Below are 14,471 nucleotides of genomic sequence, written 5' to 3' on the forward strand. Positions count from 1 at the left end.
GAAACATATAGAAGGTGAAGAGTCAGGATGTGGGATATAAAAGAAGAAGATTTAGATAAGTTTAGGATGACATGTAATGATCGTTTAAGTCCTGAGGGTGCTACAGGATTTATGTTTGGAGGAATACTTTATAGTTCAATAGCCGTCTTTTCTATTATTGTATCAGGTGGTTGGGAGTACTGTATGGTTCTCCTTAACATAGGAATTGTTAAGCTAGAGGTGTTGGCATATGCTCTGCAAGTAATTTTTTTCGTGCTATATTTATTTCCAAAAGCACAATTTAAATTTCAAAAGTTACAAACACTTGTCGTATTATTATATGCATTTCAAATGGCTACTATATTACTTACAGTTTTAGTTGTTTCTGAAATAGCTAATAATTCAATGGATCGTATTACATTGAATTATGTATGTTTGCTATATTTAGGAGCGGTAATTTTCCATATTGTAACAACAATAGATACATTTAAATTGGCAAGTGAAGGTGCGTTTAGTATGGATGAAAGATCCGCGTCCTTTTTTAGTAAAACAAAAGGAACTATGATGAAAGTTGCTTCAATATACGCATTAATCCTTCTTATTTTGATTTATTTTCATAATGATTATGCATTTGATACTTTTATTGGATATGTAATAGGTACTGTTTTAATGTATACGATAGCCATAGGTGCAGCTGAATTTCAGCTATTAGCGTATTGCAGATTTAAATTCCCTTCATTTAACATATCATGGGAGCAACATAAAAGGGGGACTCCAAGATATCAAAAGAAAAATAAAAAAGGTAAATCGAAACGTAAGGCATAAAGAAAGTGCATATTGTAAGTTTTGATGGTGAAAAAGTAATAATTTATAGGAGAGTATTTGAATTACTAAAAGAAAATTCACTTATGTAAGGTGATTAGAAGATTATCTGATCGAAAATGTAGAGGGTGTAGTGTGATGATGAAATGAAAACAAAAAAGGTTTCTAAACTGATTACTATCATAATAGTAATCAGTTTACTACAAGCATGTAGTTTCTTTGAAGAAAAGATAGAGTATGAGCCATTTGTTAAGGTATTGGATGAAGGTGACATGAAAAAGGTTATGTCTGCGAGTGATGATGGGTATGCTTTTGTAGAACAAAGAGGTATATATAGTACATATGAACAAAAAGAAGATGGAGAGCATAGAAAAACAATCTATCAAACTTCGGAAGGAATATATAATACGAAAGATAAAAGTTTATATGGAAACACAACACAAGAAGTTACTTCAGCAGTAGACAGCAAAGATAATAAAAAAGAAGGTGTTTATCGTACCAATATTATGTATAAAAATGGACAGGTGAAAAGTCCGGATTCAAATCTGGATGTTTCATACGTAAACTTAATCGTTGATCGTTTAAAAGGAATAGGGAAACTAAAGATGAAGCCCGGAGATGATATAAAAAAGTTTGATCAACCTAGTACAGTTGGATATAAACTAAATGAATCAGAGTTTCAGAGTATTGTTAATGATACGTTGAAAATACAATATGATGAATATGATGGTGGATCGATTGTACTGCATATAGATTCTAAAGATGGTTCAGAGCAGATATTGGAAGTAAGTATTGTAATAAATTATAAGAAGCGAAATGATGAAGGTAAGTTAGTAGAATATATATCACAAATACATACATCTTTTGATAGTCACCAAGGTAATAATCAGGATGCGAGACAGGAATATATTGATTTTAAAGCACAGTATAATAAGAAGCAGTAATATTAAGAAGGGCATTTGCACGTAAAGATAATAGCGACATAAGTGTGATAAATGTTTCATAAATATTTCTATTTGTCGTGGAAAGAATTTGAGAATAAACAGGTAGCCCCAATTGCTGGAGTAGATGCAACAATTGGGGCTACCCGTTTATATTTAGTTTGAATGCATAACATTTTTTAGTTAGAGTCATCGCTTCGCAAGTAGTTTTTTCATCTTCATAATAACGGTGTGAAGTTTTTGTATAATCTGCTTGTATTGCTAAGTTACAACTATTTTCGCTTATAGAGTACCTCTTATTATCGATACATCGTCCACATCCCAATGTCTTTAAACCCTAGACGTTTATAAATTCGTCCAGCAGCTGGATTGTTATAGAATAAACAAAGTGTTCGGCCTTCTTTCGTAAAGTCTTGAATCATTTTTTGTAATATGAGTGAAGCATATCCGCTCCCTCGGTAATTCGGGTGTGTACATACACCAACTACCATTGCGGATAATGAATTTTCAGCGGAAGTAGAGGCGGATGCGATGATTGCACCGTCTTTTTCAATATAATAAGTACGTCCTGTATTTGTGGCGAGAGCTTGTCTTAATATTTTCTCTGATTCATTAGCAGTCGGGAATTCAGCGATGTTACTTCGTAATTGCATAATTCGCTCTACATCATCTAGTGACGCAAGTTTAATCGTTTCATGAATAGGCGTGTCAGGTAAGCTGTTGCCATTTAGACATTCACAAAAATACATTTCATTTTTCGTACCTAGCTGTATACTTGAAACGGTTTCAAATCGTTCAACAATAGTTGACTTACCAGAGAGTTTCAGCGGCTTATATGCGGAAAGAAATGCCTCATAGTCAGAGGCGGCAAATTCTTCTTTACTATATGGGATAAATGAATCGTGGAAGCGGAGTAAAATTGATTTTAATGTTCTATCCTCTTTAAATACTCCCCATAGTTCTTGGGAATCTGTATCATAACCGAAAGCTTCTATATCCCCAATAATAAACAAGTTAAGGGCGGCTTCTTCTTTTAAGTAAGCGAATACTTGTTCATGATCTTTCTTTGTTAATTTTCGCATCATAACGAATTGGCCCCTTTTTTATTTTTTCTAAATATTACAACTTAAGTTTTTTGAAATCAATATAAAATTTTATGTTTAGTTCACCAACTTTCGGAAAAACTAGGAAAGATATGACAAAGGAGGTTATGAACGGTGGATCATCCAATTCAAGGGTTAATGAAAGCAGCAATGGAAAATTTAAAAGAAATGGTCGATGTGAATACGATTGTTGGAGAGCCTGTTCAAACGGCTGACGGTGGTGTGGTGTTAACTGTTTCTAAGGTCGCTTTCGGTTTTGGAGCAGGAGGTTCGGATTTCCAAACGAATGATGGTCAAAGAGCGAACGGTACCCCTGCATTTGGCGGAGGGAGCGCGGGTGGTGTTTCTATTACACCAGTAGCATTTCTTGTGGTGAATAAAGATGGAGTGAATATTCTTCATTTACAAAATGCGACACATTTAGCAGAAAAAATGATTGAATTAGCTCCACAAACAATCGATAAAATTCAATCGATGTTCCAAAAAGATGAAAAGAAAGATGGAAATCATCACCCTCAAAACCCAGATGAAATCCTTTAAAAACACCTGCTTATGAGCGGGTGTTTTTTCTTGTAATCAGTATGTAATAAAACACATGAAATTGTAAATAGTTTTTGAAGTTTTTTCTATGTTTCTAAAATTTTTCATGTTAAAATATGCTATAGAATTGAAACATACAAAACGAAGGTGGCTAGGTGCTTTGTCTGGAGGATCTGACCAAGTAAAGAATATGATATATATTAATGGTAATCGTCGGGGTCATTGTTTTATTACATCAGGAATTACGTTTAAAGAGTTTGCAAGTAACATCCCTTCACCGCTTCATCAAGTGTTGCTTTTGAAGCATAACTTTGAATGGACAGATTTTCATTATCATACTTTATTTGAATATGTTGAGGAAGAAAATATACATAAGTTAATTCAAGCAGAGATTGATGAATTTGATGAATTTTGTTGGGTAGATTTTGATGATGCAAGCGATTTAGATGAATTAGAGCCAAAAGAAATTGCAGAGCTTTTATATTTGGCTCACAAAAAAGAACCACTTGCTAGAACATTCTTTCCGCTATTGAAAAATAGATTTGTTTATTTTTCACATGATGACGGGTGGTACAACAAAGTGTACTATCGTAGAATTGCTGATTTTGTAGGAATGTTAAGTAAAGTCATTCCTTATAAACTCGGTGCTTTCGGTAAGAAACGTTTTTCTTTCTTCCAAAAATCCAAAATTTTCCCAGCGATTTCGAAAGAAGTGATCATGGGGCTTCTTCCATTAATGGAAGATGGTCTTTATATTGATCTGGCAGGGAAGATTGAGTCAAGAAGAGGTCTTGAAATTCCGGTATATGTAGTTGGTTCGTATGAAAGTACGGATGAGGTTCTAGATAATATTGATGAATTGAAAGAAGAAGCAACAGAGACAGGTTGGCTCATTTTTGATAAGAAAGAACAAGAGTGGCAATGGGTTGTGGACTAAGAAAACTTGGCGCATGAAGTCAAGTTTTCTTGTCTTTTGAAAGGAGAACAAATGAACAAATATTATACAATTGTGGGTATTGTAAGTATTATTCTCGTAGCGATATTACTTATAACTTGTCCGAAAGAATCAGATTTCAAATTGTATCTAGAAGATAAGTATGCATTGAAATGTAATGAGGATAGCTTTGAATGCACGCAAAATGTAGATGAAAAAAAAGAGAAATTGCAGTTTGAAGGTATTGATACACGAAATGGTGTTTTCTTTATGACTGTAAAGCAAACATATAAAACTGAAGCTGGGGTTACGAAAGAATACAGCGGAGTAGGGATGTTTGGTACATTTCTTTTTGTTTCAGAGAAGACTTTCTAGTAATAGAAGGTCTTTTTTTTATGCGTATGTTCATATAGATGGAGTAAGACAAGCATAGGAGGGATATCGATGAAAAAAGAATGTATTGTTTGTGGTGGAGAAGAGTTTTTCACTTCAACGTTATATGCACGTACGAAACAAGATTGGGCATATGCACCTAACATGTATCGATTTGAAAAAGTGTTTATTGAGCATCGGGATGAAGAAAATTATCCGGTCTTTCAAGAAATTACAGCGAAGCATTGTTGTGGATGCGGTCATATTATGTTGTATCATGAATGAACACACCAAGTATAACTTGGTGTGTTTTTTTAAAACGCTGACAAAGCAAGCGGATAAAGCAAAGTAAATAAAACAGAAAAACTACCAAAACCAATTGCTGTATACCCGAGTGTTCTCGCTCCGAAATTGACAGCTAATAAGCCAATTAAAATCGCAAGAGAGCCGAGTGTAACAGGATAAAAAGCGATGGAGAATAACGAAAGAAATAAAGCGACATAGCCAACCATTGCACCGGTATTGGTACCTTCTATTTCATTTGCAATTTCTTTCCGTTTATGTCTAATTGGAATGCCTGCTGGTGATATTTCAGCTGCATACTCTTCGTGTTTTTCACCACTTTTAAAATGATGATTTCTCTTTCTTCGCATGTACATCCCTCTCTTTCAATTGGGTGTACCTATAGTATCTGTCATCAGGAGAAGAACATGAGTATGAGTTAAACCCAAGTAAAGCAAAAATTGGAGAATAGAGATTCTAACTTTAGCTTGTACATCTCCTAATGAAGATAAACAGGAATTTTGGAAAATGATGTAGAATGAAATGAATGATAATACGTGAAGGTAGGGGAATGTATGACGAAATTTAATTGGCACGAATCAGCAGAGAAGAAATGGGATAGTAGTGCAGAGTTTTGGAATCAAAATAGTCAAGAGATGTGGGACAGTGGTAGCAGAAGTACAATTATTCCATTTTTTGAGCAGTACGTGGAAAAAGAAGCTCAAGTGCTCGATGTTGGTTGTGGTGATGGATACGGTACATATAAATTAAGTGGATCGGGTTATAAAGCAGTTGGAGTAGATTTATCGGAAGTAATGATTCAAAAAGGTAAAGAGCGCGGAGAAGGCCCAAATTTATCTTTTGTGAAAGGGGATCTTTCTTCCTTACCTTTTGAAAATGAACAATTTGAAGCGATTATGGCGATTAATTCATTGGAATGGACCGAGAATCCATTATTAGCATTAGATGAAATAAAGCGTGTTTTAAAGACAGAGGGCTATGCATGTATTGCGATTTTAGGACCGACAGCAAAGCCTCGAGAGAACAGTTATCCTCGTTTATACGGCAAAGACGTTGTTTGTAATACGATGATGCCTTGGGAATTTGAACAGTTAGCGAAAGAACAAGGTTTTGAAGTTGTAGATGGCATCGGTGTGTATAAGCGCGGAGTAAATGAGAAGATGTTAGGTCAACTACCTACAGAGTTACAACAATCATTAACATTCTTATGGGTATTTATGTTAAAAAACGTATAAAGAAAAGAAAGAATTTTTAGGAGGTAAATAAGTGCAGAAAATACAAAAAACTGATACAATATCATCAGAACCAATTAAAGGGGGACTAGGGTATATGACAACTACTACAACAGTTAAATCTGATATTGAAATCGCACAAGAAGCAAGTATGAAAAAAATTCAAGAAATTGCAGCTGATTTAAATATTTTAGAAGATGAATTAGAGCCATACGGGCATTATAAAGGTAAGTTATCTCTTGATATTTTTAAGCGTTTACAAGATGAGAAAGACGGTAAAGTTGTTTTAGTAACAGCAATTAACCCAACTCCAGCTGGAGAAGGTAAATCAACAGTAACAGTTGGTTTAGGCCAAGCTTTTAATAAAATTGGTAAGAAAACAGTAATTGCACTTCGCGAACCATCTCTTGGACCGACGATGGGACTAAAGGGCGGAGCAGCAGGTGGCGGTTTTTCACAAGTCGTACCAATGGAAGACATTAACCTTCACTTTACTGGAGATATTCATGCGATTACAACTGCCAATAACGCGTTAGCGGCGTTTATTGATAATCATATCCAACAAGGAAATACACTTGGAATTGATACGCGTAAAATCGTTTGGAAACGCTGTGTTGACTTAAATGATCGTGCCCTTCGTAACGTAGTAATTGGTCTTGGTGGACCAGTTCAAGGTGTACCACGTGAAGACGGTTTCGATATTACAGTAGCATCTGAAATTATGGCCGTATTCTGCCTTGCAACAGATATTCAAGATTTAAAAGCACGTCTATCTCGCATCGTAGTTGCTTATAACTTTGCAAATCAACCTGTAACGGTTAAAGATTTAGGTGTAGAAGGTGCGTTAACATTATTATTAAAAGACGCATTAAAACCGAACTTAGTACAAACGTTAGAAAATACACCAGCTATCATTCATGGCGGACCATTTGCGAATATCGCTCACGGTTGTAACAGTGTTATCGCTACTACAATGGCAGCAAAATTAGGTGATTATGTTATTACAGAAGCTGGATTCGGCGCAGATTTAGGTGCAGAGAAGTTTTTAGATATTAAAGCTCGTGCAGCTGGAATTAAGCCAGAAGCAGTTGTTATTGTTGCGACTATTCGTGCGCTTAAAATGCATGGTGGCGTAGCAAAAGATCAATTAAAAGAAGAAAATGTAGATGCATTAGCAAAAGGTATGGAAAACTTACAGAAGCATGTTGAAACAATCCAAAGCTTCGGTGTGCCTTTCGTAATTGCCATTAATAAATTCATTACAGATACAGATGCAGAAGTTGCTTACTTACAAGAGTGGTGTAATGAGCGTGGCTATGCAGTATCCTTAACGGAAGTTTGGGAGAAAGGTGGCCAAGGCGGAGTTGACCTTGCTGAGAAAGTATTAAAAGAAATCGAAAAAGGTGAGAATAACTACGCACCACTTTATGAGTTAGACTTACCATTAGAAGAAAAAATTCGTACAATTGCTCAAAAAGTATACGGCGCAAAAGATATTGAATTTGCTCCGAAAGCACGTAAGCAATTGGCTCAATATGAAGGAGAAGGCTGGAGTAACCTACCAGTTTGTATGGCGAAAACACAATACTCTCTTTCTGATGATGCAACGAAATTAGGTCGCCCATCTGACTTTATCGTTACAATTCGTGAACTAAAACCATCTATCGGTGCAGGGTTTATCGTTGCGTTAACAGGAACAATGTTAACAATGCCAGGTCTTCCAAAACAACCAGCAGCACTACAAATGGATGTAAATGAAGATGGAAAAGCAGTAGGTTTATTCTAAAAGGTTGTAATTCATCTCGTTTATCTGTAAACTATATATACATCAAGTGGCGCCTTTCCATCGAAAGGCGCCTGTTTTTTGGAGGAAATTATGTTTGATCCAACTGCTTTTGATAATTTAAAAGTAATCGTAGAAGGTGCTGTTTATGATTTTGATTTACACGGGGACATTCTTGTAACAGATCGAAAGGATATGATGGACCTTGCTTCATTAAGTCGTATATATCATATTTCATTTCAATTAACAGAACCATTCGAACCGTTAGTAGAAGCAACATTTTCACTATCTGTGGATGCAAAGAACTTGTCTGGTGAAATATTAGAAGTACCACAGTTTACACCAGGTTGTGAAATGAAGTTAGCATTTTCATTCCCGATAGAAAAACCAGAAGTAGTGTGCGAAGAAATTGAAGCTTTCATGCATTCTATATGGGGAAAAGAAAGAATGATTACGCAAAAACTTTCATACGAATATAATAAGCAAGCGATTTCATATCATAATAAGGTAGAGGTTCTATTTCAAAAAGCGATTACAGAAGACCATGTTGATGATTTAATAGCTGTTATTTCACACATGATAGAAACGGTGCGAACAATACAACATTTTCTTCAAAAATAGAGATAAAGGAGAAAAACAAATGATAAAAGATATGCAACCATTTTTACAACAAGCTTGGGAGAAGGCTGGTTTTAAAGAATTAACTGAAATTCAAAAACAAGCGATTCCAACTATTTTAGAAGGACAAGACGTTATAGCTGAATCTCCAACTGGAACAGGAAAAACATTAGCGTACTTATTACCCCTTTTACATAAAATTAATCCTGAAGTAAAACAGCCACAAGTTGTTGTTTTAGCGCCAACACGTGAACTTGTAATGCAAATTCATGAAGAGGTTCAAAAGTTTACAGCAGGAACTGAAATTTCAGGGGCATCTTTAATTGGTGGTGCAGATATTAAGCGCCAAGTTGAAAAATTAAAGAAACACCCGAGAGTAATTGTCGGTTCACCAGGACGTATTTTAGAATTAATTCGTATGAAAAAGCTAAAAATGCATGAAGTGAAAACAATTGTATTTGATGAGTTCGATCAAATTGTAAAACAAAAAATGATGGGTGCTGTACAAGATGTAATTAAATCAACGATGCGCGACCGTCAATTAGTATTCTTCTCAGCGACAATGACAAAAGCAGCAGAAGATGCAGCACGTGATTTAGCAGTGGAACCACAAGTAGTACGTGTAACACGTGCTGAGTCAAAAAGCTTAGTTGAGCATACGTATATCATTTGTGAGCGACGCGAAAAAAATGATTACGTAAGAAGAATTATGCATATGGGCGATGTAAAAGCAGTTGCTTTCTTAAACGACCCATTCCGTTTAGATGAAATTACTCAGAAATTGAAATTCCGTAAAATGAAAGCAGCAGCTCTACATGCAGAAGCAAGTAAACAAGAGCGTGAAGCGACGATGCGTGCATTCCGCGGAGGAAAATTAGAAATCCTACTTGCTACTGATATTGCAGCGCGTGGAATTGATATTGACGATTTAACACATGTAATTCACTTAGAATTACCAGACACAGTAGACCAATACATTCACCGCTCAGGACGTACTGGACGTATGGGTAAAGAAGGAACTGTCGTATCTCTTGTAACTCCACAAGAAGAGCGCAAATTACTACAATTTGCGAAAAAACTAGGCATCGTATTTACGAAGCAAGAAATGTTCAAAGGAACATTTGTAGAATCGAAGCCACCAGCACCTAAGAAAAAGAAACCAGCGTTTACTGGGAAGAAAAAGCCTAGATAAATAATAGGGGAAGGCGTAACTATTTGTAGTTACGCCTTTTTTATTTGTAATTGAATGAAAAAGGATTAATAAAAGCATTTGTAGAAACCTACATAGAATATAAAATGATTAGGGGGAAATAAAATGATCCATAAAGTCGGACAAATTATGTTATATGTAAATAATCAAGATGAGGCAGTAAATTTTTGGACGGAAAAGGTAGGGTTTCATGTAGTAGCTGAGGAAGATAATAAGCAAGGAACGAGATGGATTGAAATCGCTCCAAATAGCGGTGCAGAAACGAGCATTATATTACATAATAAAGAAGTGATTTCGAAAATGAGCCCAGAATTGAATCTTGGTACACCGTCTTTAATGTTCTTCTCAGAAAATCTGGATCAATTATATACAGATTTAAAAAATAAAAATGTTACTGTTGGCGAAATGGTAACTATGCCGTCTGGTAAAGTGTTTAACTTTGCTGATAGTGAAGGGAATTATTTTGCGGTTATGGAAAAGAACCAATAATAATATTGCTATGTGAAAATCCCCCTCAAATATATTGAGGGGGATTACATGTTTGAAGTGGATTTTTCATGAGAGAGCTGTTTAATAAAAAATGCGCCTTTTTCAATAGCAGTTTCAATGTAACCGACAATTTGATTAAACGTAAACACCTGTAAGTCTTCATGCAAGTGTTGCTTTGGATACAACATATCTTCAAAAAGATACTTTCGAAAAGCTAAAACGTTTTCTTTAGAAACCTCTTCAATATCCACAATGTGAGCCTCTTGATTGAGAAGAGAGAAGAGCTGTTGTTCTTGATCGTAATGATGAAGCAACTTTGCATTTAACAATTTAAAATCGTTATAGTACATAGGTGCGATGGTTTCGTCATTTTCTATTCTATTTTTTAGCCAAGGTAGAAAAAAGCCACTTAGCCAATTATCATCGGCAATGAGGTGAGTGTAATAGCCTAAGAGAAAAGGGGAATCCATTTGAGCTTTATATTTTTGAAAAAAAGAATTGAAATCTATCCTTCTCGTATAGTTTTTTGTTGTGCCTGCGTAAAAGTGAGAAGTTCCTTTTTCATCTTTTGAATGAACCGCATCAGGGGCTACACCTCCAAGTATGAAAGAAGTTTTATCTTGGATACATAGTTTTTCGGCAATACCGTTAGCGATAATAGCATGCATAATTCGTGATCCCATGAATGACACCTCGGTTTCAAGTATTCATTTCAGGAAGAGGACTGAACAGTTAGTATTACTTTCCCTGTACTTTTTCTACTTTCGACCCATTCATGTGCTTTCCCTGCATCTTGGAGTGGAAAAGATTTCGTAGCCTTGATTTGCAAACGTTCGTCACGCAAATAGCAGAAAACTTCATATGCAGTTTCTTGGAGTAGTTCAGGTCGTTTTTTTCGTGTAGTACCAAAGCTAAAGCCGAGTATAGATCGGCAACTTGCGTGTAAATTTTTCGTTTGAAAATTACCAATTTCACCGCTTGCATTACCGAAATGAACGAGGCGGCCATAATAAGCAAGACATTTTAAACTGCTTTCCGAAACAGTTCCAGAAATAGAGTCCAAAATGATATTTACTCCTTCACCGTTTGTCAGCTCATTGACTTTCTCTACAAAATCTCCATCTTGATGACAAATTACATAATCAGCTCCAGCATCTAAAGCGATTTTTCTTTTTTCAGCACTTCCGACAGTACCGATAACTTTTCCAGCCCCTAATAGTTTTGCAAGTTGAATAGCTGTAGTGCCAATTCCGCCAGCAGCCGCATGAATGAGTACAGATTCACCTCGTTGAAGCCTTGCAACATTTGCGAGTAAATTATAGCTTGTAAAAGATACGATAGGACAAGCAGCTGCAGTTTGAAAGTCAACTTCATCAGGTAATACGAAAGTAAGATTTTCATTTGCAACAACATATTCAGCGTAAGATCCATTTTGAGGAAAAGCGATGACACGCTGTCCCGGATGAATATTCGAAACTTGAGAACCTACACGTTCTACAATACCAGCAGCATCTATCCCTGGAATAAAGGGAAATGCTTTATTTCCTTTTTTACCATACCGAGATTTAATATCAGCGAAATTTACACTAGTAGCAACAACACGAATTAAAACTTGATTGTCTGAAATAGCCGGCATATCTACATCTGTATATTTCATCACTTCAGGACCACCGAACGACGTTATAACGATAGCTTTCATCATATATCCTCCTAAATTTGACTATATAAATCATTTTAAATCTTCATTAGGAATTGGAAAATTATATAATTGTTATGCATGGTTATAAGTGAAGCTTATGAATTCATTGAATTATTATATTAATTAATATAAAAAAATTTTGAAAAAATCGAACGAAATATCAATTACTTGCCAATATATAGTGTAAGACAAAGGAGGGGTGGTATATGAAGGATGAAACAGTGTATATGGATTTAATCCAATTAACTTTATTGGGCAATAAAGAAGCGTATAGCGAATTGTATGATAAAACGATTCAAGAAGTATATAAAACGGCGCATTTCTTAATAGATGATAAAACGGATGTAGATGATGTCGTTCAAGAAATATACATACAGCTATATGAATCGCTTCGTAAGTACGATAGCGAGAAGCCATTTCGCCCTTGGTTAATTGGACTTACGATTAAACAAATTCATTCTTATAGAAGAAAGAGGTGGATGCGACTACGAATTATAAAAAAAGCAGAAGAGCAAAGAAAACTCGTGCAAATTGATTTTTCAAACGATGTTGTAAGTAAAATATCAAACCAAAAACTAGTCGAACTCATTCATAAATTACCGTATAAATTGAAACAAGTAATTATTTTAAGATACTTACACGACTACTCACAAGAAGAAGTAGCACAAATATTACATATTCCACTTGGTACTGTGAAATCTAGAATTCATGCGGCCTTAAAGAAACTACGTCAAAAAGAGCAAGTAGAAGAAATCTTTTTAGGAGAGGTAGGGAATGTGAAATGAGTTTAGATTGTAGAGTTAGAGAATCTATACAAGAAGAAGCGAAGGGGGTTGTAGTCCCGCCGGAGTTAAAAGAAAAAGTAATCGTTCAAATAAAAATGAAGCGCGGGGGAAGTAAGGTGAAGAAACGCCTTATCGCAGGAGTGCTTGCAGCAGCATTTTTAATTCCTACGACTGGTTTTGCTTATCAATCTATTATGGCAGATGGTATATACGGATCTTTTGAGAATTTAAAAAAACATGCCGGCGCGGTGACATTAGAAGCGTATATGCGTTTTAATGCAAAGTTATCACAAGCGAAAGATGAAATGGGTGCAAAGGAATATGAAGAGTTTACAAAAGAGCTAAAAAAATTAACAAATGCTAAGCTTGAGTACGGAGATTCGAACGGTAATATTGATTACGATCAATTATCACCAGCTAAAAAAGAGGAAATGAAAAAGGTAGAAATGGAACTTCAGCCGTATTTTGATAAATTAAATGGCCATAAATCTAGTAAAGAAGTATTAACTTCAGAAGAGTATGAACAATATATGGAAGCGTTAATGTCATATCAAACTGTATTAGTAAAAGCGAAATCGAGTGGTGGGATAACAGTAAACGAAGTACCTGAGGAATACAAAGAAAGATTTATTAAAGCGGAGCAGTTTATGGAGTATGTAGACGAAAAAGTACGATAAGTAGGAAAGCTCATAGCTTTAGCTGTGAGCTTACTTTATTGAAAGTAATTATATTAACCACCTATTCCTTTTGCTAGCGATAAGAAATATACAAATACTAGTATTACTCCATTTAATGCAGTACCACCTATTCCGAATAACCAATTTTTTGATGCTATCGCACAAATAATTCCGAGTAATGAAAGTATACTTAGTATCGCAATAATTAACGTCAAGTTGGCATTAGGTCCTCTTAAAATAAAGAAAGAACATACACTTACGATAAACGTTAGAAATGAGAAAGCCCCTAATTTATACATGGTAAGTCTCCCTTGGTTAAAATGCATTTTGATTTAATGTACGATTTTCCTTAGTTTAACATAAATTCCCTATTGTGTATTAAATATATGAATAATAAAAAACGAGTAAAAAATCTAAGTGATTTCATACTCATTTTTGCTATTCATTAAATTTTCTTACCGCATGTATAACGAATCTTACAAGTAATATCACACTTATAAATAAAGCGCAGTAACCAATGACATTTAAAAATTAATCATCAATCATATTTTTTCATAGTTGCAGAATCTTTTTGTATAAAACAATCTAAAAGGGAATAACCAGCTATTAAACTAATTATCGTAACAAAAGTTGTATTCACAAGAATAATATTAGTTAAATAGGGTAGGTATTTGCCAACTGGTGAAAAGAGTAGTGCTGGTGAAAAGGAAATTAATATTGTAGGAACTGTAATCGCAATAAATTTATCCGGTTGAAAGCTCCAGTTTTGTTTAATCGTTTCGCGATTAATAGATTGAAGGAAACGTAATAAAATGCCGACTACAAGAGGAAAGAGTGTATAGTAGAAAAGCCTTGGATAAATGTTAAAGTTTACTTGCGCGTCTGTATCTAAATAAAATTGAATTTTCACTCCTACAAATAATAATAAGACGATAAATAATGTAAAGCAGAGGTATAGCATCACTTTTTGCATTGCATTCCACC

The 14,471-nt window shown here is 35.0% G+C and carries 19 protein-coding genes; 13 read left to right on the forward strand and 6 right to left on the reverse strand.

What is annotated here, in order from left to right:
• The first annotated feature begins 27 nt into the window (after positions 1-27).
• The gene (locus BAQ48_RS22040; RefSeq protein WP_071712840.1) at positions 28-804 is read left to right on the forward strand and encodes a hypothetical protein; all 777 of its coding nucleotides are present in this window, start codon (positions 28-30) and stop codon (positions 802-804) included.
• A 143-nt stretch (positions 805-947) separates the two neighbouring features.
• Positions 948-1,745, forward strand: a complete 798-nt coding sequence (locus tag BAQ48_RS22045) for a DUF3952 domain-containing protein (protein WP_071712841.1) — start codon at positions 948-950, stop codon at positions 1,743-1,745.
• A 296-nt stretch (positions 1,746-2,041) separates the two neighbouring features.
• Here the strand turns inward: BAQ48_RS22045 and BAQ48_RS22050 are convergent, their stop codons facing one another.
• Positions 2,042-2,827, reverse strand: coding sequence for a GNAT family N-acetyltransferase (locus tag BAQ48_RS22050; protein ID WP_071712842.1), 786 nt, complete (start codon positions 2,825-2,827; stop codon positions 2,042-2,044).
• 132 nt (positions 2,828-2,959) lie between these two features.
• Here BAQ48_RS22050 and ytfJ point away from each other — a divergent pair, with 132 nt between their 5' ends.
• The 4 genes from ytfJ to BAQ48_RS22070 all read left to right on the forward strand — a co-directional run bounded on the left by ytfJ (position 2,960) and on the right by BAQ48_RS22070 (position 4,976).
• Positions 2,960-3,385, forward strand: a complete 426-nt coding sequence (gene ytfJ / locus BAQ48_RS22055) for a GerW family sporulation protein (RefSeq protein WP_071712843.1) — start codon at positions 2,960-2,962, stop codon at positions 3,383-3,385.
• A 160-nt stretch (positions 3,386-3,545) separates the two neighbouring features.
• Positions 3,546-4,322, forward strand: coding sequence for an oxalate:formate antiporter (locus tag BAQ48_RS22060; RefSeq protein WP_000014091.1), 777 nt, complete (start codon positions 3,546-3,548; stop codon positions 4,320-4,322).
• A gap of 51 nt (positions 4,323-4,373) precedes the next feature.
• A complete protein-coding gene (locus tag BAQ48_RS22065) occupies positions 4,374-4,694 on the forward strand; it encodes a hypothetical protein (RefSeq protein WP_071712844.1) in 321 nt (106 codons plus the stop codon).
• A 69-nt stretch (positions 4,695-4,763) separates the two neighbouring features.
• On the forward strand, positions 4,764-4,976 hold the full coding sequence (locus BAQ48_RS22070; RefSeq protein ID WP_000711204.1) for a hypothetical protein: 213 nt from the start codon (positions 4,764-4,766) through the stop codon (positions 4,974-4,976).
• 29 nt (positions 4,977-5,005) lie between these two features.
• On the opposite strand, the gene BAQ48_RS22075 is transcribed toward BAQ48_RS22070, so the two are convergent.
• Positions 5,006-5,344, reverse strand: a complete 339-nt coding sequence (locus BAQ48_RS22075; RefSeq protein WP_001253194.1) for a hypothetical protein — start codon at positions 5,342-5,344, stop codon at positions 5,006-5,008.
• A gap of 204 nt (positions 5,345-5,548) precedes the next feature.
• On the opposite strand from BAQ48_RS22075, the gene BAQ48_RS22080 reads away from it, so the two are divergent.
• From BAQ48_RS22080 to BAQ48_RS22100, 5 genes are all read left to right on the forward strand, one after another.
• Positions 5,549-6,229: a class I SAM-dependent methyltransferase gene (locus tag BAQ48_RS22080; protein WP_071712845.1), complete on the forward strand. Its 681-nt coding sequence runs from the start codon at positions 5,549-5,551 to the stop codon at positions 6,227-6,229.
• A 94-nt stretch (positions 6,230-6,323) separates the two neighbouring features.
• On the forward strand, positions 6,324-8,012 hold the full coding sequence (locus BAQ48_RS22085) for a formate--tetrahydrofolate ligase (RefSeq protein ID WP_071712900.1): 1,689 nt from the start codon (positions 6,324-6,326) through the stop codon (positions 8,010-8,012).
• Between the two features lie 90 nt (positions 8,013-8,102).
• Positions 8,103-8,630 carry a hypothetical protein gene (locus BAQ48_RS22090; protein ID WP_071712846.1) on the forward strand — a complete coding sequence of 176 codons (528 nt, stop codon included), beginning with the start codon at positions 8,103-8,105 and terminating at the stop codon, positions 8,628-8,630.
• Between the two features lie 19 nt (positions 8,631-8,649).
• The gene (locus BAQ48_RS22095; protein WP_071712847.1) at positions 8,650-9,819 is read left to right on the forward strand and encodes a DEAD/DEAH box helicase; all 1,170 of its coding nucleotides are present in this window, start codon (positions 8,650-8,652) and stop codon (positions 9,817-9,819) included.
• Between the two features lie 123 nt (positions 9,820-9,942).
• Complete coding sequence (locus tag BAQ48_RS22100; RefSeq protein WP_071712848.1) at positions 9,943-10,326, forward strand: VOC family protein; 384 nt, start codon at positions 9,943-9,945, stop codon at positions 10,324-10,326.
• A gap of 44 nt (positions 10,327-10,370) precedes the next feature.
• Here the strand turns inward: BAQ48_RS22100 and BAQ48_RS22105 are convergent, their stop codons facing one another.
• Positions 10,371-11,009, reverse strand: coding sequence for a zinc dependent phospholipase C family protein (locus BAQ48_RS22105; RefSeq protein WP_071712849.1), 639 nt, complete (start codon positions 11,007-11,009; stop codon positions 10,371-10,373).
• Between the two features lie 29 nt (positions 11,010-11,038).
• Positions 11,039-12,025, reverse strand: coding sequence for a quinone oxidoreductase family protein (locus BAQ48_RS22110; RefSeq protein WP_071712850.1), 987 nt, complete (start codon positions 12,023-12,025; stop codon positions 11,039-11,041).
• Between the two features lie 206 nt (positions 12,026-12,231).
• On the opposite strand from BAQ48_RS22110, the gene BAQ48_RS22115 reads away from it, so the two are divergent.
• Both BAQ48_RS22115 and BAQ48_RS22120 read left to right on the forward strand, forming a co-directional pair.
• Positions 12,232-12,810: a sigma-70 family RNA polymerase sigma factor gene (locus BAQ48_RS22115; protein ID WP_071712851.1), complete on the forward strand. Its 579-nt coding sequence runs from the start codon at positions 12,232-12,234 to the stop codon at positions 12,808-12,810.
• Positions 12,807-13,487 carry a DUF3600 domain-containing protein gene (locus BAQ48_RS22120; RefSeq protein ID WP_071712852.1) on the forward strand — a complete coding sequence of 227 codons (681 nt, stop codon included), beginning with the start codon at positions 12,807-12,809 and terminating at the stop codon, positions 13,485-13,487. The genes BAQ48_RS22115 and BAQ48_RS22120 overlap by 4 nt, the downstream gene beginning before the upstream one ends.
• 53 nt (positions 13,488-13,540) lie before the next feature.
• Here BAQ48_RS22120 and BAQ48_RS22125 read toward each other — a convergent pair whose 3' ends face one another.
• Positions 13,541-13,786: a hypothetical protein gene (locus BAQ48_RS22125; protein WP_071712853.1), complete on the reverse strand. Its 246-nt coding sequence runs from the start codon at positions 13,784-13,786 to the stop codon at positions 13,541-13,543.
• Positions 13,787-14,025: 239 nt separating this feature from the next.
• Entirely contained in the window at positions 14,026-14,460 is a 435-nt protein-coding gene (locus tag BAQ48_RS22130; RefSeq protein WP_071712854.1) for a hypothetical protein, read from the reverse strand.
• Positions 14,461-14,471 lie beyond the last annotated feature (11 nt).

Source organism: Bacillus luti, from assembly GCF_001884105.1.
GTDB lineage: Bacteria > Bacillota > Bacilli > Bacillales > Bacillaceae_G > Bacillus_A > Bacillus_A luti.

Bases quoted from the DNA above. Each gene is read 5' to 3' on its own strand.
- BAQ48_RS22090 (WP_071712846.1), top strand. From the start codon at position 8,103: ATGTTTGATCCAACTGCTTTTGATAATTTAAAAGTAATCGTAGAAGGT.
- BAQ48_RS22065 (WP_071712844.1), top strand. From the start codon at position 4,374: ATGAACAAATATTATACAATTGTGGGTATTGTAAGTATTATTCTCGTA.
- BAQ48_RS22045 (WP_071712841.1), top strand. From the start codon at position 948: ATGAAAACAAAAAAGGTTTCTAAACTGATTACTATCATAATAGTAATC.
- BAQ48_RS22085 (WP_071712900.1), top strand. From the start codon at position 6,324: ATGACAACTACTACAACAGTTAAATCTGATATTGAAATCGCACAAGAA.
- BAQ48_RS22115 (WP_071712851.1), top strand. From the start codon at position 12,232: ATGAAGGATGAAACAGTGTATATGGATTTAATCCAATTAACTTTATTG.
- BAQ48_RS22125 (WP_071712853.1), bottom strand. From the start codon at position 13,786: ATGTATAAATTAGGGGCTTTCTCATTTCTAACGTTTATCGTAAGTGTA.
- BAQ48_RS22050 (WP_071712842.1), bottom strand. From the start codon at position 2,827: ATGATGCGAAAATTAACAAAGAAAGATCATGAACAAGTATTCGCTTAC.
- BAQ48_RS22120 (WP_071712852.1), top strand. From the start codon at position 12,807: ATGAGTTTAGATTGTAGAGTTAGAGAATCTATACAAGAAGAAGCGAAG.
- BAQ48_RS22110 (WP_071712850.1), bottom strand. From the start codon at position 12,025: ATGAAAGCTATCGTTATAACGTCGTTCGGTGGTCCTGAAGTGATGAAA.
- BAQ48_RS22100 (WP_071712848.1), top strand. From the start codon at position 9,943: ATGATCCATAAAGTCGGACAAATTATGTTATATGTAAATAATCAAGAT.
- BAQ48_RS22095 (WP_071712847.1), top strand. From the start codon at position 8,650: ATGATAAAAGATATGCAACCATTTTTACAACAAGCTTGGGAGAAGGCT.
- BAQ48_RS22070 (WP_000711204.1), top strand. From the start codon at position 4,764: ATGAAAAAAGAATGTATTGTTTGTGGTGGAGAAGAGTTTTTCACTTCA.
- BAQ48_RS22130 (WP_071712854.1), bottom strand. From the start codon at position 14,460: ATGCAAAAAGTGATGCTATACCTCTGCTTTACATTATTTATCGTCTTA.
- BAQ48_RS22040 (WP_071712840.1), top strand. From the start codon at position 28: ATGTGGGATATAAAAGAAGAAGATTTAGATAAGTTTAGGATGACATGT.
- BAQ48_RS22080 (WP_071712845.1), top strand. From the start codon at position 5,549: ATGACGAAATTTAATTGGCACGAATCAGCAGAGAAGAAATGGGATAGT.
- BAQ48_RS22075 (WP_001253194.1), bottom strand. From the start codon at position 5,344: ATGCGAAGAAAGAGAAATCATCATTTTAAAAGTGGTGAAAAACACGAA.
- BAQ48_RS22105 (WP_071712849.1), bottom strand. From the start codon at position 11,009: ATGGGATCACGAATTATGCATGCTATTATCGCTAACGGTATTGCCGAA.